General features: G+C 62.5%; 13 protein-coding genes. 8 read left to right on the top strand and 5 right to left on the bottom strand.

Going from position 1 to position 15,928, the window contains the following annotated elements; translation table 11 throughout:
• Position 1: 1 nt before the first annotated feature.
• The 5 genes from ACZ89F_RS21605 to ACZ89F_RS21625 all read right to left on the bottom strand — a co-directional run bounded on the left by ACZ89F_RS21605 (position 2) and on the right by ACZ89F_RS21625 (position 5,586).
• Positions 2-868 carry a carbohydrate ABC transporter permease gene (locus tag ACZ89F_RS21605; protein ID WP_476094034.1) on the bottom strand — a complete coding sequence of 289 codons (867 nt, stop codon included), beginning with the start codon at positions 866-868 and terminating at the stop codon, positions 2-4.
• A 56-nt stretch (positions 869-924) separates the two neighbouring features.
• Positions 925-2,250 (bottom strand): extracellular solute-binding protein, encoded by a 1,326-nt coding sequence (locus ACZ89F_RS21610; protein WP_476094035.1) that lies wholly within the window; start codon positions 2,248-2,250, stop codon positions 925-927.
• A 53-nt stretch (positions 2,251-2,303) separates the two neighbouring features.
• Positions 2,304-3,851: a putative N-acetylmannosamine-6-phosphate 2-epimerase gene (locus ACZ89F_RS21615; RefSeq protein ID WP_476094037.1), complete on the bottom strand. Its 1,548-nt coding sequence runs from the start codon at positions 3,849-3,851 to the stop codon at positions 2,304-2,306.
• 69 nt (positions 3,852-3,920) lie between these two features.
• Entirely contained in the window at positions 3,921-4,670 is a 750-nt protein-coding gene (locus tag ACZ89F_RS21620) for a GntR family transcriptional regulator (RefSeq protein ID WP_476094039.1), read from the bottom strand.
• Between the two features lie 130 nt (positions 4,671-4,800).
• The gene (locus tag ACZ89F_RS21625) at positions 4,801-5,586 is read right to left on the bottom strand and encodes an IclR family transcriptional regulator (RefSeq protein WP_476094041.1); all 786 of its coding nucleotides are present in this window, start codon (positions 5,584-5,586) and stop codon (positions 4,801-4,803) included.
• A 107-nt stretch (positions 5,587-5,693) separates the two neighbouring features.
• On the opposite strand from ACZ89F_RS21625, the gene ACZ89F_RS21630 reads away from it, so the two are divergent.
• The 8 genes from ACZ89F_RS21630 to ACZ89F_RS21665 all read left to right on the top strand — a co-directional run bounded on the left by ACZ89F_RS21630 (position 5,694) and on the right by ACZ89F_RS21665 (position 15,898).
• A complete protein-coding gene (locus ACZ89F_RS21630; protein ID WP_476094043.1) occupies positions 5,694-6,785 on the top strand; it encodes a succinylglutamate desuccinylase/aspartoacylase family protein in 1,092 nt (363 codons plus the stop codon).
• Positions 6,775-7,713 (top strand): threonine ammonia-lyase, encoded by a 939-nt coding sequence (locus tag ACZ89F_RS21635; RefSeq protein WP_476094045.1) that lies wholly within the window; start codon positions 6,775-6,777, stop codon positions 7,711-7,713. Before ACZ89F_RS21630 ends, ACZ89F_RS21635 begins: the two co-directional genes overlap by 11 nt.
• Before the next feature lie 159 nt (positions 7,714-7,872).
• Positions 7,873-8,892 carry a sugar ABC transporter substrate-binding protein gene (locus tag ACZ89F_RS21640; protein ID WP_476094047.1) on the top strand — a complete coding sequence of 340 codons (1,020 nt, stop codon included), beginning with the start codon at positions 7,873-7,875 and terminating at the stop codon, positions 8,890-8,892.
• A 116-nt stretch (positions 8,893-9,008) separates the two neighbouring features.
• Complete coding sequence (locus ACZ89F_RS21645) at positions 9,009-11,552, top strand: ATP-binding cassette domain-containing protein (protein WP_476094048.1); 2,544 nt, start codon at positions 9,009-9,011, stop codon at positions 11,550-11,552.
• A 9-nt stretch (positions 11,553-11,561) separates the two neighbouring features.
• Positions 11,562-12,581, top strand: coding sequence for a Gfo/Idh/MocA family protein (locus ACZ89F_RS21650; protein WP_476094050.1), 1,020 nt, complete (start codon positions 11,562-11,564; stop codon positions 12,579-12,581).
• A 13-nt stretch (positions 12,582-12,594) separates the two neighbouring features.
• Entirely contained in the window at positions 12,595-13,569 is a 975-nt protein-coding gene (locus ACZ89F_RS21655) for an ABC transporter permease (RefSeq protein ID WP_476094052.1), read from the top strand.
• Positions 13,566-14,372 carry a creatininase family protein gene (locus tag ACZ89F_RS21660; protein WP_476094053.1) on the top strand — a complete coding sequence of 269 codons (807 nt, stop codon included), beginning with the start codon at positions 13,566-13,568 and terminating at the stop codon, positions 14,370-14,372. Before ACZ89F_RS21655 ends, ACZ89F_RS21660 begins: the two co-directional genes overlap by 4 nt.
• Entirely contained in the window at positions 14,372-15,898 is a 1,527-nt protein-coding gene (locus ACZ89F_RS21665; protein ID WP_476094055.1) for an aldehyde dehydrogenase family protein, read from the top strand. Before ACZ89F_RS21660 ends, ACZ89F_RS21665 begins: the two co-directional genes overlap by 1 nt.
• Positions 15,899-15,928: the final 30 nt, after the last annotated feature.

A 15,928-nucleotide genomic window follows, 5' to 3' on the forward strand; every position in this document is an offset into this window, starting at 1 on the left:
GTCAACCCTTCCTGCGGCCGGCAAGCCGGTTAAGGCCGTGGAGAACGATGAACGACGCCAGAAACAGGACAACCGAAGCGGCGACCGCCTTGCCGATAGCCCCTTCCTTGAAGAAGGCCTGGTAGATGTAGATCGACAAGGAGGTTGTCGAGCCGCCAGCGCCACTGCCGGTCAGCGCGTAGACATTGTCGAACACCCGGAAACCGTCGATGAAACGGATGAAAAACGCGATGACCAGCGTCGGCTTCATCAATGGCAGGTCGATCCAGCGGACGATCTCAAGCGGTGATGCGCCGTCGAGCGAGGAGGCTTCGCGCAGGTCGAGCGGTATGGCCGAATAGGCCATGTAGAAGAGCAGGAAGGCGAAAGGCGTCCATTGCAGCGTTTCCACGACGACAAGGGTGCGGAAAGCATTGTTCATGTCGAGGAAGGCCGGGCTGTCGCCGAACCATTCGAAGAGATAGTAGGGGACGGGACCTGCGAATTCATGCAGCACCAGCCGGTACATGAGACCGACCATGGCCGGCGCGACCATCAGCGGCAGCATCAACGGCGCCATCAGGACTGGTCGCTTGCCCAGAAGCGGCGCCAGGAAGATGGCAAGGAAAAGACCGATCAGACATTCCGCTGATGCGGTAAGAATACCGAAGCGCAGAGAGAACCAGGCCGAGCTCCAGAATTCGCGGTCGTTCAACACCGCGACATAGTTGCTGAAACCACTCAACACCGGACTGCGCAGCGTCTCGAATGTGACGGTCGAAACGGAATAGATCAGATTGACGATCGCCGGAAAGCCGAGGAACAGAAGCAGGAAGCCGACCAGCGGCGTCAGATACATCCTGCCTTCGGCACGTGTCACAAGGGCCATGTCGATCCGCCAAACGCGCCGGACACCGAGCCTCGACCCGGCGTCCGGCAAATGGTTCATTTCTTGAGAAGGTCCTGCATGCCCGCCTTGGTGTGGGCGAGCGCATCCTCAAGGCTCTGCTGGCCGGACCAGTAGCCGGTGAACTCCTTTGCCTGCAGCTCATAGACCGGGAGCGCACTCGCGGACGTCGCCCCGGTCATGACATAGCCGTACTTGCTGGCGAATTCGCCGAGCTTGACGAGGTCGGGACGTTCCTTCGCAACCTTGGCGACGACGTCGGGAGACAATGCCGGCGAACCGCCGCTGCGCGCATAGAGCAGGGCCGCATCCTCGGTGGCAAGCCACTTCAGGAACTTGACGGCGCCTTCCTTGTTCTTGGCGTTCTTGTTGAGGCCCAAGCCAAGGCCGTGGATATGATCGGCGCGTCCGTCGGGACCTGCCGGCGGCGCGACGATCCCGGTCACCTCGGCGACGGCCGGGGATTTTTCAGTGCTGGTCAGATCCGCCGCCGCGGCATTCCACTGCAGCGCTGTCGCGGCCTGACCGGATGCGAAGGCCGCGTTGGTTTCCGCGTATTCGTAGCTCAGCGAATCCTTGGGCGATGAGCCGGCATCATAGAGCTTCTTGTAGAGTTCGAGGCCCGTCTTGTAGGCATTGGAATCCACCGTGACGTTGCCGTCCTTGTCCATCCAGTCGCCGCCATAGGAGCGCGGCAGCGACTGGAAGACCATCATGTTGAACAGCAGGTTCTTCATCTGCAGGACCGTGCCGTAGCGCACCGGGCTGTCGGGGTTCACCTGCTTGGTGAAGTAGAGGGCGGTGGCTGCCCAGTCGTCCCAGGTCCAGCTGTCCGGATCCTTGGGCTGCAGCGGCTTGCCGAGATATTTCTGGGCGATTTCACCATAAGTCTTCTTGGCAGCGTCATCCTTCATCAGGGCGTCTATGAGATCCTTGCGATAGTACATGAAGTGCAGCGAAAGGTCGGTCGACACGCCATATTGCTTGCCGTCGAACTGCATCGTCTTGAGAACGGATTCGCCGAAAACCTTGGCCGCGTCCGCGCCAAGATCGACCGGTTCCATGTAAGGCGCGTAGCGACCGAGCGAGTAGGTGGCGACGAGATTCACGTCGAAGGCACTGGATCCGGCCGCCATGTCGGCCTGCAGCTTGTCGTAAAAGCCTTCGCGGTTGAAGAACAGCAACTCCACCTTGTCGGCATCGCTTGCCTGCTTGTTATAGGTTTCCACGGTTGCCCGCAGTGCGGTTTCCTCGGAGCCGCCGGGCCAGCCGAGCACGGTCACCGTTGCGTTGGCAAAGGTCGGCAAAGCCGTCCCCGCAAGGAGGGTGGCCATAAGCGCAAAAGACGTCCTGTTCAGTTTCATGATCGTTCCCTTCTTTTTTGATGATTTTTGCATGGCATGACTGCGCGGCGCCGTTACCTTGCCCATTCGGCAAGGTCGGCCACGCCGATGACGCCGGCATGGCCTGCGAGCTTTGCCGCAACGAGATCGGAGGAAAGGCGCAGTGGAACGTCGCCCAGATGCGCGCGCACCCGGTCGAGATAACCCTCGGCAAGACCGATACTGCCGCCGATGACGATCGATTTCGGATCGAACATCATCTGAATGTCCCGGCACAAGGTCGCGACCCGCGAGGCGCTCCGCGAGACGATGGCGTCGGCCCAGGCCTCGCCCTTCAGCGCACGCCGGAACACATCGACGGCATCGGCCTTGAAGCCGGCCTTGAAGGCTTGCGAAGCGATCCAACGGCCGGAGGTGCTGTCTTCGAGCGGGGCCCGGTCTTCAGACAGGCCACGGATCAGACCGAAGTGACCGGCAAGCCCGGACAGCAATCGGCCGTTGCAAACGATGCCGCCGCCAATTCCGGTCGAGATGGTCAGAAAGACGATGTCACGACCTTGCCCGGCGCCGAATTTGTATTCGCCCCAGGCGGCTGCCTGGGCATCGTTGAACGCACAGACCGGCTTGCCGAAAACAGCGGATGCCCTTTCGACCAGCGGGTAGCCGTCGGGAATGCCGAGGGTTGCCGGATTCAATGCCGACCAGCGTCCGTCCTGCACCAGTCCGGTCACCGCAACGCCGATACGACTGAAGCGGCCCGACCAGGCCGACACGCTTTGCGCCAGGGATGCAAGCCAGGCATCGGGCCCAGCCTCTCGCGCGGTCGGCACGATCATGTCCTCGATCACCTTGCCGCCGCTGACCAGCGCGGCCATGGTCTTGGTTCCCCCGATGTCGATGCCCAGGACGGTTGGGCCCAGGACGGTTGGGCCAAGTGCGGTTTGCGCGCCTCTCGCCGCATAGGCGTCGGAAATCGCCTGGTGGAACCATGAGGTGACATGCTCGGTACGGGTGATCGCCGAGCCGACAACCACGGCACAGGCGCCGGCGCGCGCGGCGGCAGCCGCCTGCTCCGGCGACCGGATACGCCCTTCGGCGATGACGTACGGGGTCAAGGTTCGCATTTGAGCGATGAGGGCGATATCCGGATCCTCCGGCTCCGGCCCGCCGACATAGCCGGACAGCGTCGTGCCGACGAAATCGACACCCGCGGCAAGGGCCCGGCGCGCATCGTCAAGGCAAGAGCAATCGGCCATGGTCAGCTTGTTCCGGGCCTTGACGGCTTTCACAAGCGCTTCGACCGGAACGGGACGGACACGGTCCGTCGCATCGAAAGCGATGATATCGGCGCCCGCCTCGGCCAAGGCCTCGACATCGGCCAGATAGGGTGTGATGCGCACGGGGCTGTCAGAGAGATCGCGCTTGACGATACCGATGATCGGCGCGCGGACGGCCAGGCGGGCGGCTGCGACATAGGGCACGGATTCGATACGCAGGGCCTTGGCTCCCGCTTCAAGAGCGGCCTTGGCAAAGCCCGTCACGAATTGCGCACTGTCCATCGGGCCGCCGGGAACCGGCTGGCAGGACACGATGAGACTGTTGGCGATATCTTCTCGCTGCACGTCAGGCACTCCCCTGTCGCCATCACGATAAATGGAAAATACCAGATTACAACCAGTTCATAACTGGTATTACCTTTGCAGCTCGAAGACGAAATCGTAGACGTCGCCCTTGTAGCGTGTTTCGCAGTATTCCACGATCTGTCCGTCGGCGAGAAAGCAGCGGCGCTCGGTCATAAGCAGCGGTGCGCCCGCCTCGCAATGAAGGTGTTTTGCATCCTCCAGCGACGCGCCGCGCGAGCGCATGCGCTGGATTGCCCTCTGAGGCAGGAAGCCGCGTGCATCAAGCGCTTCATAGAGGGAATCCTGAACCATCTCGGGCGAAGGAAGGAAGCGAACCGGCACGGCCGAGACCTCGACGGCGATTGGCGCGCCATCGGCTGTCCGCACACGACGCATGCGAACCACATTGGTATTGCCCGCAATACCCAGGGCCATCATTTCGGCTGGGGATGGGCGGCTTATCTGCTTGGAAAGCCATAGACATCCAGGCTTCAGGCCACGCGCTAGGATATCTTCCGAAAAGCTCGTCAGCGTCGAAAGCGATTTTTCGACCCGCGACCCGATCTCGGTTTTGGAACCATGTCGACGATTGAGCTGCCCTTCCTCTTCGAGCAACGCCAGAGCTTTTCTCACAGTGACACGCGAGATCGACAGGGCTTCCGCCAGAACCCGCTCGCCCGGCAGAACCGCGCCGGCCTTCAATGCATTGGAACGGATCGCTGCCTCGATCGCCGATTTCAACCGTCTGTAAAGCGGCACATCGGACGCTGTCGCTTCCATTTCCCGACTGACAAGCCCGATCAGGCTCACGGTTGTCATTGCCCTTCCTCCCGCGCGAGAAGCACCCAGGATCAAAACATTCCTGACTGGACCTATACTGGTATTATCTAACCAGCGCAAACGGCCCGCTGACCGGGCTTCATCCGCGCCCTCAGCACCTCACGATCCCTCAGCGAACCCGCGGTGACAGCTTCATGGAGATGCGATCGCAGGCAGCGCGCAGGACCTCCAGAGTATAGGCATGCCGGCTTTCACGCGTATGGCGATTGATATAGGCGACGATAATGGAGGCGACGGCGCTGCCGTCCGGTCCGATGACCGGACAGCAGATATCGGTGATCCCGACGAAATCACGGCTCTCGCGCATCCAGTAGCCGTCCGCGCGGATGATACGAAGCTGCTTTTCCAGCGCGTCACGATCCAGCGGCACCGGGGAATGCGCCGCACATTCATCGATCATCCGCGCCGCGACCTTTGGCGGCTGGAAGGCAAGAATCACATGGCCGGAGGTCGCATCGGTGGCCAGGCGGCCGTATCCGAGGCGCAGCGTGAACGCCATGTCCTCGCCGCCGGGGACGGCCGCGGTCACGACGGTCAAGCCGTGATTGAAGACGACAAGGTGCGGCGACTGATTTGAGTCCCCGGCAATCTGCGTCAGCTCGGGCATGGCGGCGGACATGAGATCCTGGGCACTCGGCGTGTGCAGCCCCAGCTTGAAAAGCTTGTCGGTCAATGAATAGGCGTCGGTCTCGGCGTTGCGCTCGATATATTGACGCTCCTGCAGCGCGATCAGCATCCGGAAAATCTCGTTCTTCGAACGGCCGAGGCCTTCCGCGATCTCTTTCATCGTCAGGGGCGCCCGCGCCTCCGCCAGCAGTTCCAGGACATCGAGGCCCTTGGTCAGCGCCGGGGCCGAATAGGTCGGTTTGCTACTCTCTTTTGCGTCATCTGCCATTCGAAGAATCCCCGGTGGTCCACGCACGATAAAGACAAGAAATCGGAATTGCCATTGGTTTTATATCCAAACTTGACACCATATATAAAACTGACATGATGCTCGGGATGATGAATTTCGAGGCCGAACCGATGACCGTACCGAGACCTGCAAACACTGCGCGCGCGACCATCGCCCCCCGGAACAACAGTGTTTACACGTCGGTCGACTTCGATCGCGAGGGCAAGCAGATCGGTTTCTTTCATGTGCCTCAATCGCCGCACGACGATGCCTGGGGCACGGTCCGCGTTCCGCTCGCCGTCATCAAGAACGGCGACGGTCCGACGGTCCTGATCGAGGGTGGCAACCACGGCGATGAATATGAGGGTCCGATCGCGCTCGGCGAGCTTCTGCGCGAGATCGATCCACGGGATATTGCCGGACGCATCATCGCGATCCCGGCCATCAACATTCGCGCTGTCGAGGCCGGCACCCGCACCTCCCCGGTCGACGGGTTGAATTTCAACCGCAGGTTTCCAGGCGATTTCAACGGCACGCTGACAAGTCAGATCGCGGCCTATGTGCATGACATCCTGTTTCCGAAGGCCGACTACTTCCTGGATCTCCATTCCGGCGGTTCGTCCCTGATGATCCTGCCGAGCGCGATCATCGAGCCCTCCCCGACCGCGCAGGGGCATCGCAAGAACATCAAGGCGACGCTCGCCTTCGGGGCGCCGACCGTTGTCATGGTCGACAATCTCGGTGAGACCCGGACCTCGACCGCGTCCGCCAACCAACAAGGGCTGATCGTCATCGGCAGTGAGATGGCCGGCGGCGGCCTTGTCAGTCAGGATGCGCTGGCCATCTGCCGCAGGGGCATCCGCAATGTGCTGAAACACGCAGGCGTCCTGAAAGGCGCGCCTGACATTGCCCCTGGTGCCAACGCACGCGTGCTCAAGGTGCCCGGAAGCGAAGGCTATCTGCTTTCCGAGGAGGACGGTGTCTTCGAGCCCTTGAGCCCGCTCGGCAGTGCCGTCCGCAAGGGCGACCTTGCCGGACGTATTCACTTCCTCCACACGCCGTCGCGCGCGCCCATCGATCTCCTTCACCCCATCGACGGCATCGTTTTCGCCAAGCGTCAGCCCGGCCGCGTGCGTCCGGGGAATTGCTGCTTCGTGCTTGCCAACGAATATCCGGAGGCACTGACCGATGGGCCATGAGGACATCATGGCGGCTGCCCGGCGCATTGCCCCCTTCATACGGCGCACCCCGGTCGTCAAGCTCGACCATGCCACGGGCGCAAATCTTCAAAATGATGTCTATTTGAAACTCGAATGCCTCCAGGTGAGCGGCTCCTTCAAGATCCGGGGCGCCACGAACCGGGTGAAAACGCTCGAGCCGAGCCGGATCGAAAACGGACTGGTCGCCGCATCCGGCGGCAATCATGGCCTGGCCACCGCCTATGTGGCTGCCCAGGCCGGCGTTCCCGCCATCATCTTCCTGCCGAGCAATGCAAGCCAGTTGAAGGCGGAAAAGCTGCGCAAATGGGGTGCTGACGTTCGCTTCGAAGGCAAGGTCTGGGATGACGCGCATGAGGCGGCATTGGCCGAGGCAAAGGCACGCGGCGCCTTCTACATGCATCCCTTCGCCGATGCGCAGATCGTGTCCGGTCAGGGAACCGTGGCGCTGGAGATGGTCGACCAGATTCCCGATGCGGACATCTACATCGTCGCGATCGGCGGTGGCGGCCTCATCAGCGGCATGTCCGAAGTCCTGAAGCACGCCAAACCCGACGCCAGGATCATTGGTGTCGAGCCGACCGGTTCACCAACCCTTCACGCCTCCCTGGCTGCCGGCCGTGTCGTTCGCTTGCCCGAGATAACGACGAAGGTGGCGACCATGGCCTGCGGCCGCACGGACGAAAGCATCTACGAGATCGTCGCCAAGCACGTCGACGACATCGTCCTTGTCGAGGATGCGGACATGCAGAAGGCCGCTGAATTGCTCTGGTTCGAATTCGGCATCGCCGCCGACCTCAGCGGCGCGGCATCGCTGGCCGCGTTGATGAGCGGAGCCTTCAAGCCGCCGCGCGGCGCCCGCATCGCGGGGCTTGTCTGCGGTGCCGGCGTCGAAGGCCTGAACGGCTGAGGTTGAGAAAGGCCGGTCCACGGAGGACACGGGCCTGACATGGATACGGCACGAGTGCCGCGGAATACCGCCGGAATGCCTGTCGCTGGGACGGTCGTCGTGCGGGACATGAAAAAGAGGCGAAGAATCGCCCTGTCGCAACAAGAGGAGAACTGAAACATGCGCATTTCCTTGAAAGCATCCATTGCTCTGCTCGCACTCGCCATCGCAACGCCCTCGCTTGCCGCGGAAAAGGTTCTGGGGCTTGCGGCAATCGACCTGCAGAATTCCTTCTTCGTCCGCATGAAAGAAGCGGGCGACGTGGCAGCCGCTGACTATGGGGTGAAATCCACCTGGCAGAGCGCCGAGGGCAGCCTGGAAAAACAGGTCAGCATCATCGAGAATTTCATCAATCAGGGCGTCAGCGCGATCCTGATCGATCCGATCGACAAGAATGCGGTCATTCCGGTCATCCAGAAAGCCACTGCTGCCGGCATTCCGGTGATCACCATGGGCAACAAGGTCGAGGCCGGCTCGAACTACTCGACGCTCTATCCGGACTACGACAACATGTCGATGGTTGCCCGCGCGCTCGGCAAGTCGCTTGGCGGCAAGGGCGAAGTCGCCCTGCTCGTCGGTTCGCGTGGCAACTTCGTGTCCGACACGCGTGAAAAGGGCTTCGTCGAAACCCTGAAAAAGGAGTTTCCGGACATCAAGGTCGTAGGCATCGAGCCGACCGGCTGGGACGCAGCCAAGGCAACGAATGCTGCCCAGACCTGGCTCACCACCTATCCAGATCTGAAGGCCATCGGCTGCATCTCCGACAGCCTTTGCCTGGCAGCCGATTCCGTTGCCAGTTCCATGGGAACCCAGCTGCTCTACGGCGGCTATGACGGCGACGCCGAGATGAAGCCGCTTATCGACGACGGCAAGATGGTGATGGACGTGCTGACCGGCGCCTATCGTGTCGGCTATTGGAACATCGCCGTTGCCGCTCGCCTGGCCAACGGCGAAAAGTTGCCGCAGGATCTCTTCATGCCGACCTATTTCGTGACCTCGGATGCCACGGCGGCGAAGCTCAAGGCGGATGGCCTCACCTTCGACTACATCAACACCGACAAAGAGGCGGTGGAAGCAAAGAACTATACCGAGCAACTCGGTCCCAAGGTTCCGGCGACCGCCATGACCTTGGCAAAGTAACAGCCTAAAGCGGCTCAAGCGCCGGATGACGTATCATCCGGCGTCCCCTTTTCCTGACGATCGCCGTCGCCGCTTCCGCGGTGACCGCGCATGATGCTCGATAAGAGGACCGACCCATGTTCCAGTCCTGGACCTCTCCGTTTCTGCGGCGCAACGAACCGGTTCTCATAGCGGTGCTGCTGGTCGCCATCGCCGTCTTCGGCTGGATCGATCCGCGCTTTCTGTCGACCGGCAATCTTGTCAGCATCGCGCAGCAGAGTGCGGTCATCGCCCTCATCTCTTTTGCCATGACGGCCGTGATCATCGCGCGCGGCATCGATATTTCCGTTGGCAGCAACCTCGCCTGTTCCGGCATCGCCGCGGGTCTTGCCTACACGGCAACCGGCTCGGCGAGCTTGAGCCTTCTCGCCGCGATCGGTGGCGGTGCCGCGATAGGTCTGCTCAATGGAGCGCTGATCGGCTTTGCCGGGATCTCCCCCTTCATCGCGACGCTCGCCACCATGGCGTTTGCGCGCGGCCTGGCGCTCAGTCTCTCCGGCGCATCCAGCATCGCGGTCGCCGATCCGATCCTGCTTTTCGCGGGACGCGAGACAATCGGCCTCCTGCCGGTCTCCGTCATCATCGCCGCCATCTGCCTGGGCCTCTGGTGGTTCGTGCTCAATCGCACCGTGTATGGGCGTTGGATCTATGCGATCGGAGGCAATGCGGGAGCAGCGCGGGCCTCTCTGGTTCCCGTCGACCGCGTGCGCATCTCCGTCTACCTGATTGCCGGCGCGACAGCCGGGCTCGGCGCGATCCTCACCATCGGCCGCCTCGGTTCGGCACAGCCGCTTGCCGGCACCGGGCTTGAATTTACAGCCATTACAGCCGCGATCATCGGCGGCACGAAACTGTCCGGCGGCCGGGGCTCCATCTGGGGAACGGCGATCGGTGCGCTGCTGCTGGGCGTCATCAACACCGGCCTGTCCTTCTTGCAGGTGCCGCAAATCCTGATCTATTTCGTGACCGCGAGCCTCATTCTGGTGGCTGTTCTCACCAGCCAGCCGCAGAGTGTCGCCGCCCTGTTCAAGACCAGTGGCCGCAAGTCCATCCCCTCGCCCCGCAACAGCGCCGCAACACCGGTCGGCAAACACAGCATCGCCTTGCGCGGCGTCGGCAAGTCTTTTCCGGGCGTCAAGGCACTCGACGGTGTCAGCTTTGCCATCTCGGCTGGCGAGGTGGTGGGACTTGCCGGCGAGAACGGGGCCGGGAAATCAACGCTGGTGAAATGCATCTCCGGCCTGCATCACCCGGACGAGGGAGAGATCGTCATCGACGGCAACGCCGTCCAGTTCCACTCCCCCAGCGACGCCAAGGGCATCAGCGTCATCCATCAGCATTTCAGCCTTTCGCCGGACCTGACGGTGGCGGAGAATCTTTTCATCGGCCGCGAACCGCACACCCGCCTGGGATTTCTCGACCGGGCCCGGATGCGGCGCGATGCGAAAGCCATCATGGACGAGCTGTCACTCGATATCGACATTGCCGCGGAGCTGCGAACGCTTTCCGTCGGGCGCCAGCAGATGGTGGAAATTGCCCGTGCCGTTCTGTCCGATGCCTGGTTCTTCATCATGGACGAGCCGACCAGCGCGCTCTCCAACCGCGAACGCGACCAGCTCTACGACCTGATCGCCAGACTGAGAGCCCGCGGCGCCGGCATCCTCTATATCTCCCACAAGATGGAAGAGATCTTCAGCCAGTGCGACCGTGTGGTCGTTCTGCGCGACGGGCGCTTCATCGGCGAGCGCCAGACCCGCCAGACCAACGAGGCCGAGATCGTCTCGATGATGGTGGGGCGCGATGTCGGCGACATCTTCCCCTATCTCGAAGCGCAAGTTGGCGAAACCGCTATCGAAATCAGCAACATCTCCAACGGCAAGCTCTTGAGGTCGGCCACGCTCAGCGTGTGCAGGGGCGAAATCGTCGCGCTCGCCGGACTGATGGGCAGCGGCCGCTCCGAGGTGCTCAGGCTGATTGCCGGCCTCGAAACCATGCACAGCGGCACGATCAGAATTTTCGGCGGGCAGCAGACTGGCGGCGATACCAAGGCCGCCAATCGCGCTGGCATCGTCTACATACCGGAAGACCGGCATCTGGAAGGCTTCGTCGGCACGATGTCGATCAGGGACAACCTGTCTCTCGCCTGGATTCGCGACAACAGTTACTTCGGCCTGCTGAGACCTCGCCGCATCCTGGCTCTCGCGCGCGATCTCATCGGTTCCCTTGGGGTGCGGCCGGCCCAGCCCGACAAGATGACCATCGAGCTTTCGGGCGGCAATCAGCAGAAGGTCGTCATCGGCAAATGGCTTGCCACCAGACCGAAGATCATCCTGCTCGACGAGCCGACGCGCGGCGTCGATGTCGGGGCAAAGTCCGAACTCCATCACCTGATCGCAAAATTGAAGGCCGAGGGCGCGGCAATCCTCATGGTGTCGAGCGAGTTGCCCGAAGTTCTCGGCGTTGCCGACCGTATCGTCGTCATGCGCGAAGGCCACTCTGTCGGCACGCTGGCGCGTGGGGCGACGGAAGAAGACGTGATGACGCTGGCCTTCGGTGACAGCAAAATCACGGTACCAGCCAGCACGCCCCGGCCAGTGCTCAGCCTTGTACCGCACCTATAGGGGGAACCGTTGAACAAGCTGAAGATCGCCATCGTCGGTGCCGGTTACATGGGCCTCCTGCATGCGCAGGTGGTTGCCGCCAGCCCTATCGCGAAACTGTCGGCATTCGTTGATCCGAATGCTGCCACGGGAAGCAAGGCCGCATCCGATTTCGGTGCCCGGCACTTCCGCGATGCCGCCACCGCGATGGCCGCGAATGCCGCCGACGCCTATATCGTGGCGGCACCCGACACGCTGCATGAAGACGTCTGCCGCACGCTGCTCGATGCCGGAAAGCCGGTGCTGCTCGAAAAGCCGATGGCCCACAAACTTTCGGCCGCCAAGGCGATCGCCAAAGCAGCTGAAAGAGGCGGCGCGCGCCTGTTGGTCGGCCACATCCTGCGGTTCGACCCGCGCTATTGCGAAGCCGCGGCAGCGGTAAAATCCGGGCGGATCGGCGAGCCGATCCACGGCAGCAGCGGCCGTTTTACCAATCGCGAAGTCGGTCTTCGCATGAATGGAAATTCGAGCGTCTGCTTCTACCTCGGCGTACACGACGTGGATGCGCTGCAGTGGATCTCGGGTTCGGACATCATCGCCGTCTACTCCCGCCCGGTCGCCAAGCTCATGCCTTCGCTCGGGGTTCAATCGGAAGATGCGATCTTCTCCACCGTCGAGCTGTCGAACGGAATGAGCGGACAGCTCTACTTCGGCTGGACGCTGCCACCGACCGTTCCGACCGGCATCTGGGCACGCACGGAAATTATCGGCACCGAGGGCATGATCGACCTCGACGTGCGCGACCACGGTCTGCGCATCCTGTCGCGGGGACAGTGGTCGCAACCCGACGCCCTACACTGGCCGACCGTCAATGGCCGTATCACCGGGGATCTCTTCGAGGAGGTCCACCATTTCATTTCGGCGGTTCGCGACGACACCCCCTTCGTGATGCCGGTCGGCGATGCCCTGCGCGCCGTTGCCGTCAACGATGCAATCCTGCGCAGCGTCAAGTCAGGCCTGCGCGAACCGGTCGAAGACTGGCACATCTGATGAGAGAACCGTCATGACCCGCCAACAGAACATCTGGTGCAGGCGCTTTCTCAATCTCTCACCGTTGATCCTGCTGGTCATCCTGCTGGCGATCTTCGCGCTCATCGACGCCCGCATCGTTTCGACTGCCAGCCTCATCAACATCGTCGCACAGGCGACCCCGATCGCCATCCTGGCGCTTGGCGCCCTGATCGTTCTGCTGACGGCGGGCATCGATCTGTCCGCCGGCGTCGGCGTCGCCTTCTGTGCCGTCTTCATCGCCAGCCTGATCGACGGCGGCGCCGGCCTGCCGCTTGCCCTTCTTGTCGGCCTTGCCGTGATGGTCGTGATCGGCCTCGCAAACGGCGCCGTTATTGCACTGTTGAAAATACCGCCCTTCGTGACGACGCTGGCCACAATGGTCGCGCTGCAGGGCGCAACGCTTGCCGTTGCCTCCAAAGGCGTCCTGATGCTGAAGGATCCTACGCTCCGCGCCGTCGGCATCGAGCGCAGCTTCGGCATTCCCAACGTCATCTTCGCAACACTCCTGATCATCGCCGTAGCAGCCGTCCTGATGCGGCACAGCCGTTTCGGGCTGCGTACCTATGCGCTCGGGTCGGATGCCGGAGCCGCGGAGCTTGCCGGCATCCCGGTAAGGAAACACACGATCCTCGTCTATTGCGCCTCCAGCATCTTCGTCTTCCTGACGGCTGTGATCATGATCAGCCGGGTACCGGTCGTGACGCCCAACATCGGCGGTACCTCGCTGCTTCTGGACGCGATCGCCGCTGCCGTGCTTGGCGGCACCAGTATCTTCGGCGGCAGGGGAACTGTGTGGGGCGCGGTCGTCGGCGCCTTGATCGTCAGCCTGCTGACGACGGCGCTTCGCGTCTTCGGCACGGATCCTTCCAGCCTCGAACTGTACAAAGGTGCAATCATCATGGTCGCGCTGCTCGCCGATTCCGGCATGACCTACGCCAAGGCCCGGCTTGTCGAGGCCGCACGATGACAAACACAGTTTCCGCATTTCAGATGCCGCCGACGTCCAGCTTCGCCCTGATGACGTCTCCGGAAACAAAGCAATACGCCGCCGCCGGCGCGCACAAACCCGTCGTCATCCTGCCGCTCGGCGCCGTCGAGCAACATGGCCCGCATCTGCCGCTCGGCGTCGATTGCTGGCTCGCGGAAGCGGTTGCTCTCGCCGCGGCGGAAGGACAGGCCTCCATCCGCGTTGCCGAACCTTTCGCCTATGGCTCGTCCGAGCATCATCGCTCCTTCTCCGGCACGATGAGCCTCAGTCCGCAGACCTTCATCGCCGTCCTCGTCGATCTCTGCAGCTGCCTTGCCGAAGACGGCTATTTGCCGGTCATGCTGAACGGCCATGGCGGAAACCGCGCCGCCATCCAGGTGGCGATCACCACCCTTGGCCAGCGCGGCATCGTCACGGCGGGGTTCTCGTATTTCGATCTCATCGCCGACGTGGCGGCGCAAGCTCTGCCCGACATCGCCACGGGCACCGGTCACGCTTGCGCGCTTGAAACATCCTTGATGATGCATGTGCTTGGCGACAGCGTTCGCCGCGATCTCATCCCGCAAGGCGGCACCCCGCCATCCTGGCCGGATCCTCACCTTTACGCCGCGCCTGCCGTCACCGTCTGGCGTCGCTTCGAAGCCATCCGCGACAACGGCGTCATCGGCACGCCATCGGAGGCGAGCGCGGCGGCCGGCAGCAGACTTTTCATCGCAGCCGTGGAGCGCAGCCGCGCCGCCATTTTGAACATCCAATCCGAATTCGGCCAAAGGAACGCATGATGACAGTCCATTTCAAATCTTCTCTCGAAGGTCCCAACCTGCGCGGCATGGCGATCGTCTCGGAGCCGGAGGCAGCCGCCCGCATCGGCATCAACCGCATCGGCGGCGAGTGGATTGCCGGCAGCTCCGGCAAATTCCTGAAAATCGACAGTCCTTCGACGGGCGAGCATCTCGGCTATCTCTCACTTTCCACCCGCGCCGATGTCGGTCGCGCGGTGAAAGCAGCCGAGGGCGCACGCGAGGCCATGCGCAAGATGGGAACCTTCGCGCGCGCTCAGCTATGCATGCGCATCGCCGACGCGATCGACAGGCGCGCCGAGGAGCTTGCGCGCCTGCTCTGCCTGGAACAGGGTAAGCCCTTCCACAGCGAGGCAAAGGCCGAAGCCTCGGCAGCAGCTCTCGGTTTCCGCAATGCGGCAGAGCAGATGAAGTGGCTGGAGACGGCGGCGTTTCCGCTTGCCGATGCCAACAAGCGCGCCTTCAGCTTCCTGCAGCCGAAGGGCGTCTTTGCCATCATCACGCCGTGGAATTTCCCGCTCGCCCTGCCCTGCCTGTATTATCTCGGACCGGCCGTCGCAACAGGCAACACCGTCGTCTGGGTGCCGGCGCCGACGACGTCGCTGATTGCGACGGTGCTTGTCGAATGCTTCATCGAGGCGGGCCTGCCGGATGGTGTCATCAATCTCGTTCTGGGTGATGGTGCGGAGGTGGGCGACGAGGCGGTCGTTCATCCGGGCACCCATGCCATCGGCTTCACCGGCAGTTCCGCCACCGGCGCGACGATCGCCCGGCGTGGCGCCGGCAAACCGCTTCTGCTCGAAATGGGCGGCAACGGTCCAACCATCGTCCTGGCCGATGCCGATATCGACATGGCCGCTGCCCAGGTGGGAGCCGGCTGCTTTGCCAATGCCGGACAGATCTGCACGGCCACCGAACGCGTGCTGGTGCATAAATCCATCCATGACCGTTTCATCGAAGGTCTCGTGAAAGCGGCTTCGAAGGTAAAAATGGGCGACCCTTTCGATCCCGCGACCACGATGGGTCCGATCAACAATGCGGTGGCCGTCGACAAGGTGCTCAGCCACATCGCGGACGCCCGTGCACGCGGCGCCGATATCGTCACCGGCGGCAATGTGGCATCAGGTTTTGCAACCAATCTCTATTTCGAGCCCTCGATCGTCACAGGACTGACCCGGGAAAGCCTGCTCAATGTCGAGGAATCCTTCGGGCCGATTGCACCCGTGCTGACCTTCGAGACCGACGAGGAGGCGATGGAACTTGCGGCGTCCAGCCCCTACGGCCTGTCGGCCGCGGTCTTCACCAGCACCATCAAGAACGCGTTTGCCTTTGCTGAAAGCCTGAAGGTAGGCATCGTCAACATCAACGAGATGAGCTGCTATTGGGAGCCGCACATCCCTGCCGGCGGCGCCGCCGGGACGCAGAGCGGCCTCGGTCGTACCGGGGGGCGGCACACGCTGATGGAAATGTGCGACCTGAAGACGATCACCGTGGATATCACCCGCTGACATCCAAGGCCCGCGCCTTATGCGCGGGCC

Source organism: Mesorhizobium sp. USDA 3734, assembly GCF_056279665.1.

Bases quoted from the DNA above. Each gene is read 5' to 3' on its own strand.
- ACZ89F_RS21605 (WP_476094034.1), bottom strand. From the start codon at position 868: ATGGCCCTTGTGACACGTGCCGAAGGCAGGATGTATCTGACGCCGCTG.
- ACZ89F_RS21610 (WP_476094035.1), bottom strand. From the start codon at position 2,250: ATGAAACTGAACAGGACGTCTTTTGCGCTTATGGCCACCCTCCTTGCG.
- ACZ89F_RS21620 (WP_476094039.1), bottom strand. From the start codon at position 4,670: ATGACAACCGTGAGCCTGATCGGGCTTGTCAGTCGGGAAATGGAAGCG.
- ACZ89F_RS21625 (WP_476094041.1), bottom strand. From the start codon at position 5,586: ATGGCAGATGACGCAAAAGAGAGTAGCAAACCGACCTATTCGGCCCCG.
- ACZ89F_RS21630 (WP_476094043.1), top strand. From the start codon at position 5,694: ATGATGAATTTCGAGGCCGAACCGATGACCGTACCGAGACCTGCAAAC.
- ACZ89F_RS21635 (WP_476094045.1), top strand. From the start codon at position 6,775: ATGGGCCATGAGGACATCATGGCGGCTGCCCGGCGCATTGCCCCCTTC.
- ACZ89F_RS21640 (WP_476094047.1), top strand. From the start codon at position 7,873: ATGCGCATTTCCTTGAAAGCATCCATTGCTCTGCTCGCACTCGCCATC.
- ACZ89F_RS21645 (WP_476094048.1), top strand. From the start codon at position 9,009: ATGTTCCAGTCCTGGACCTCTCCGTTTCTGCGGCGCAACGAACCGGTT.
- ACZ89F_RS21655 (WP_476094052.1), top strand. From the start codon at position 12,595: ATGACCCGCCAACAGAACATCTGGTGCAGGCGCTTTCTCAATCTCTCA.
- ACZ89F_RS21660 (WP_476094053.1), top strand. From the start codon at position 13,566: ATGACAAACACAGTTTCCGCATTTCAGATGCCGCCGACGTCCAGCTTC.
- ACZ89F_RS21665 (WP_476094055.1), top strand. From the start codon at position 14,372: ATGACAGTCCATTTCAAATCTTCTCTCGAAGGTCCCAACCTGCGCGGC.